Genomic DNA, 5,338 nt, shown 5'->3' with positions numbered 1-5,338 from the left:
CCCCCCTGCAGTACCATCGGCGCTGTAAGGCTTAGCTTCCGGGTTCGGAATGTAACCGGGCGTTTCCCTCACGCTATGACCACCGAAACACTATGAAACTGTCAGCCGCACCACACCATCACCATGGCATGGGGCTGTTCGTGGTTTCAGAACCAACACAGTGGACGCGAGCAACTGAGGACAAGCCCTCGGCCTATTAGTACCAGTCAGCTTCACCCATTACTGGGCTTCCACATCCGGCCTATCAACCCAGTCGTCTACTGGGAGCCTTACCCCATCAAGTGGGTGGGAATACTCATCTCGAAGCAGGCTTCCCGCTTAGATGCTTTCAGCGGTTATCCCTCCCGAACGTAGCCAACCAGCCATGCCCTTGGCAGAACAACTGGCACACCAGAGGTTCGTCCGTCCCGGTCCTCTCGTACTAGGGACAGCCCTTCTCAATATTCCTGCGCGCGCAGCGGATAGGGACCGAACTGTCTCACGACGTTCTAAACCCAGCTCGCGTACCGCTTTAATGGGCGAACAGCCCAACCCTTGGGACCGACTCCAGCCCCAGGATGCGACGAGCCGACATCGAGGTGCCAAACCATCCCGTCGATATGGACTCTTGGGGAAGATCAGCCTGTTATCCCCGGGGTACCTTTTATCCGTTGAGCGACGGCGCTTCCACAAGCCACCGCCGGATCACTAGTCCCGACTTTCGTCCCTGCTCGACCCGTCGGTCTCACAGTCAAGCTCCCTTGTGCACTTACACTCAACACCTGATTGCCAACCAGGCTGAGGGAACCTTTGGGCGCCTCCGTTACTCTTTAGGAGGCAACCGCCCCAGTTAAACTACCCATCAGACACTGTCCCTGATCCGGATCACGGACCCAGGTTAGACATCCAGCACGACCAGAGTGGTATTTCAACGACGACTCCACAACCACTGGCGTGGCCGCTTCAAAGTCTCCCACCTATCCTACACAAGCCGAACCGAACACCAATATCAAACTGTAGTAAAGGTCCCGGGGTCTTTCCGTCCTGCTGCGCGAAACGAGCATCTTTACTCGTAGTGCAATTTCACCGGGCCTATGGTTGAGACAGTCGAGAAGTCGTTACGCCATTCGTGCAGGTCGGAACTTACCCGACAAGGAATTTCGCTACCTTAGGATGGTTATAGTTACCACCGCCGTTTACTGGCGCTTAAGTTCTCAGCTTCGCCACACCGAAATGTGACTAACCGGTCCCCTTAACGTTCCAGCACCGGGCAGGCGTCAGTCCGTATACATCGCCTTACGGCTTCGCACGGACCTGTGTTTTTAGTAAACAGTCGCTTCTCGCTGGTCTCTGCGGCCACACCCAGCTCGAGGAGCAAGTCCCCTCACCAGACATGGCCCCCCTTCTCCCGAAGTTACGGGGGCATTTTGCCGAGTTCCTTAACCATAGTTCACCCGAACGCCTCGGTATTCTCTACCTGACCACCTGAGTCGGTTTAGGGTACGGGCCGCCATGAAACTCGCTAGAGGCTTTTCTCGACAGCATAGGATCATCCACTTCGCCACAATCGGCTCGGCATCAGGTCTCAGGCTGTATGAACGGCGGATTTGCCTACCGTTCGCCCTACACCCTTACCCCGGGACAACCACCGCCCGGGATGGACTACCTTCCTGCGTCACCCCATCACTCACCTACTGCAAGTCTGGTCCGTCGGCTCCACCACTTCCCCTTGCCCGAAGGCTCCGGGACGGCTTCACGGACTTAGCATCGCCTGGTTCAATGTTTGACGCTTCACAGCGGGTACCGGAATATCAACCGGTTATCCATCGACTACGCCTGTCGGCCTCGCCTTAGGTCCCGACTTACCCTGGGCAGATCAGCTTGACCCAGGAACCCTTAGTCAATCGGCGCACACGTTTCTCACGTGTGAATCGCTACTCATGCCTGCATTCTCACTCGTGAACCGTCCACAACTACCTTCCGGTGCTGCTTCACCCGGCACACGACGCTCCCCTACCCATCACGATCCCCGTTGGGGGTACATATCGCAATGACACGACTTCGGCGGTACGCTTGAGCCCCGCTACATTGTCGGCGCGGAATCACTAGACCAGTGAGCTATTACGCACTCTTTCAAGGGTGGCTGCTTCTAAGCCAACCTCCTGGTTGTCTCTGCGACTCCACATCCTTTCCCACTTAGCGTACGCTTAGGGGCCTTAGTCGATGCTCTGGGCTGTTTCCCTCTCGACCATGGAGCTTATCCCCCACAGTCTCACTGCCGCGCTCTCACTTACCGGCATTCGGAGTTTGGCTAAGGTCAGTAACCCGGTAGGGCCCATCGCCTATCCAGTGCTCTACCTCCGGCAAGAAACACACGACGCTGCACCTAAATGCATTTCGGGGAGAACCAGCTATCACGGAGTTTGATTGGCCTTTCACCCCTAACCACAGGTCATCCCCCAGGTTTTCAACCCTGGTGGGTTCGGTCCTCCACGAAGTCTTACCTCCGCTTCAACCTGCCCATGGCTAGATCACTCCGCTTCGGGTCTTGAGCGTGCTACTGAAACGCCCTGTTCGGACTCGCTTTCGCTACGGCTTCCCCACCCGGGTTAACCTCGCAACACACCGCAAACTCGCAGGCTCATTCTTCAAAAGGCACGCAGTCACGAGATACGTGCAAGCACGTATCCGACGCTCCCACGGCTTGTAGGCACACGGTTTCAGGTACTATTTCACTCCGCTCCCGCGGTACTTTTCACCATTCCCTCACGGTACTATCCGCTATCGGTCACCAGGGAATATTTAGGCTTAGCGGGTGGTCCCGCCAGATTCACACGGGATTTCTCGGGCCCCGTGCTACTTGGGTGTCTCTCAAACGAGCCGCTGATGTTTCGACTACGGGGGTCTTACCCTCTACGCCGGACCTTTCGCATGTCCTTCGCCTACATCAACGGTTTCTGACTCGTCTCACGGCCGGCAGACCATGAAAGAGAGATCCCACAACCCCCACGACGCAACCCCTGCCGGGTCTCACACGTCGTAGGTTTGGCCTCATCCGGTTTCGCTCGCCACTACTCCCGGAATCACGGTTGTTTTCTCTTCCTGCGGGTACTGAGATGTTTCACTTCCCCGCGTTCCCTCCACATACCCTATGTGTTCAGGTATGGGTGACAGCCCATGACGACTGCCGGGTTTCCCCATTCGGAAACCCCCGGATCAAAGCCTGGTTGACGACTCCCCGGGGACTATCGTGGCCTCCCACGTCCTTCATCGGTTCCTGGTGCCAAGGCATCCACCGTGCGCCCTTAAAAACTTGGCCACAGATGCTCGCGTCCACTGTGCAGTTCTCAAACAACGACCAGCCACCCATCACCCCCAACCAAAGCTGGAGTTCACTGGGGCCGGCATCAGAAGGACGACCGTCACGGCCGCACCCTCAGACACCCAACAGCGTGCCCGACCCGACCCCGCCCGGAGATCATGCTTTCCACACTCCGAAGAGCAGTACTCGCAAGCCTCCGACCCGGAAACCGGACCGAATAATCAACGTTCCACCCATGAGCAACCAGCACCGGACGTTCGCCGATGAACTGGCCCCTGGACAACCTCACGGTCGCCTAGAAGTGCTCCTTAGAAAGGAGGTGATCCAGCCGCACCTTCCGGTACGGCTACCTTGTTACGACTTCGTCCCAATCGCCAGTCCCACCTTCGACAGCTCCCTCCCACAAGGGGTTGGGCCACCGGCTTCGGGTGTTACCGACTTTCGTGACGTGACGGGCGGTGTGTACAAGGCCCGGGAACGTATTCACCGCAGCAATGCTGATCTGCGATTACTAGCAACTCCGACTTCATGGGGTCGAGTTGCAGACCCCAATCCGAACTGAGACCGGCTTTTTGAGATTCGCTCCACCTCACGGTTTCGCAGCTCTTTGTACCGGCCATTGTAGCACGTGTGCAGCCCAAGACATAAGGGGCATGATGACTTGACGTCGTCCCCACCTTCCTCCGAGTTGACCCCGGCAGTCTCCTGTGAGTCCCCATCACCCCGAAGGGCATGCTGGCAACACAGAACAAGGGTTGCGCTCGTTGCGGGACTTAACCCAACATCTCACGACACGAGCTGACGACAGCCATGCACCACCTGTACACCGACCACAAGGGGGGCACCATCTCTGATGCTTTCCGGTGTATGTCAAGCCTTGGTAAGGTTCTTCGCGTTGCGTCGAATTAAGCCACATGCTCCGCTGCTTGTGCGGGCCCCCGTCAATTCCTTTGAGTTTTAGCCTTGCGGCCGTACTCCCCAGGCGGGGAACTTAATGCGTTAGCTGCGGCACCGACGACGTGGAATGTCGCCAACACCTAGTTCCCACCGTTTACGGCGTGGACTACCAGGGTATCTAATCCTGTTCGCTCCCCACGCTTTCGCTCCTCAGCGTCAGTAATGGCCCAGAGATCCGCCTTCGCCACCGGTGTTCCTCCTGATATCTGCGCATTTCACCGCTACACCAGGAATTCCGATCTCCCCTACCACACTCTAGTCTGCCCGTATCGAATGCAGACCCGGGGTTAAGCCCCGGGCTTTCACATCCGACGCGACAGACCGCCTACGAGCTCTTTACGCCCAATAATTCCGGACAACGCTTGCGCCCTACGTATTACCGCGGCTGCTGGCACGTAGTTAGCCGGCGCTTCTTCTGCAGGTACCGTCACTTTCGCTTCTTCCCTGCTGAAAGAGGTTTACAACCCGAAGGCCGTCATCCCTCACGCGGCGTCGCTGCATCAGGCTTTCGCCCATTGTGCAATATTCCCCACTGCTGCCTCCCGTAGGAGTCTGGGCCGTGTCTCAGTCCCAGTGTGGCCGGTCGCCCTCTCAGGCCGGCTACCCGTCGTCGCCTTGGTGAGCCATTACCTCACCAACAAGCTGATAGGCCGCGGGCTCATCCTTCACCGCCGGAGCTTTCAACCCCCACCCATGCGAGTGGAAGTATTATCCGGTATTAGACCCCGTTTCCAGGGCTTGTCCCAGAGTGAAGGGCAGATTGCCCACGTGTTACTCACCCGTTCGCCACTAATCCCCACCGAAGTGGTTCATCGTTCGACTTGCATGTGTTAAGCACGCCGCCAGCGTTCGTCCTGAGCCAGGATCAAACTCTCCGTGAATGTTCTCCCGTAATCGGGATGACACACACGAGAGCGGAACAGCCAGGCGGAATGAGCCCGGCCGTTCACAGCGTCCTCGCTGTGTTTTTTCAAAGGAACCTCATCCTCGGCTTTCACGGCCGGGGACGGGGTATCAACATATCTGGCGTTGATTTTTGGCACGCTGTTGAGTTCTCAAGGAACGGACGCTTCCTTTGTA

Annotated in this window: 3 rRNA genes; all 3 read right to left on the bottom strand. The window is 57.4% G+C overall.

The features are described 5' to 3' along the window. A 5S ribosomal RNA gene (rrf, locus tag IE239_RS41080) occupies positions 1–87 on the bottom strand; the annotation flags it as partial. Positions 88–176: 89 nt separating this feature from the next. Next, positions 177–3,298 (bottom strand): 23S ribosomal RNA (locus IE239_RS41075). Between the two features lie 315 nt (positions 3,299–3,613). Continuing rightward, positions 3,614–5,139 (bottom strand): 16S ribosomal RNA (locus IE239_RS41070). Between the last annotated feature and the right edge of the window lie 199 nt (positions 5,140–5,338).

This window comes from Streptomyces humidus, from assembly GCF_014649655.1.
GTDB classification, from domain to species: Bacteria; Actinomycetota; Actinomycetes; order Streptomycetales; family Streptomycetaceae; genus Streptomyces; species Streptomyces humidus.
The sequence above is the reverse complement of the archived record's forward strand: the minus strand, read 5'-3'. Positions and strand labels throughout refer to the sequence as shown.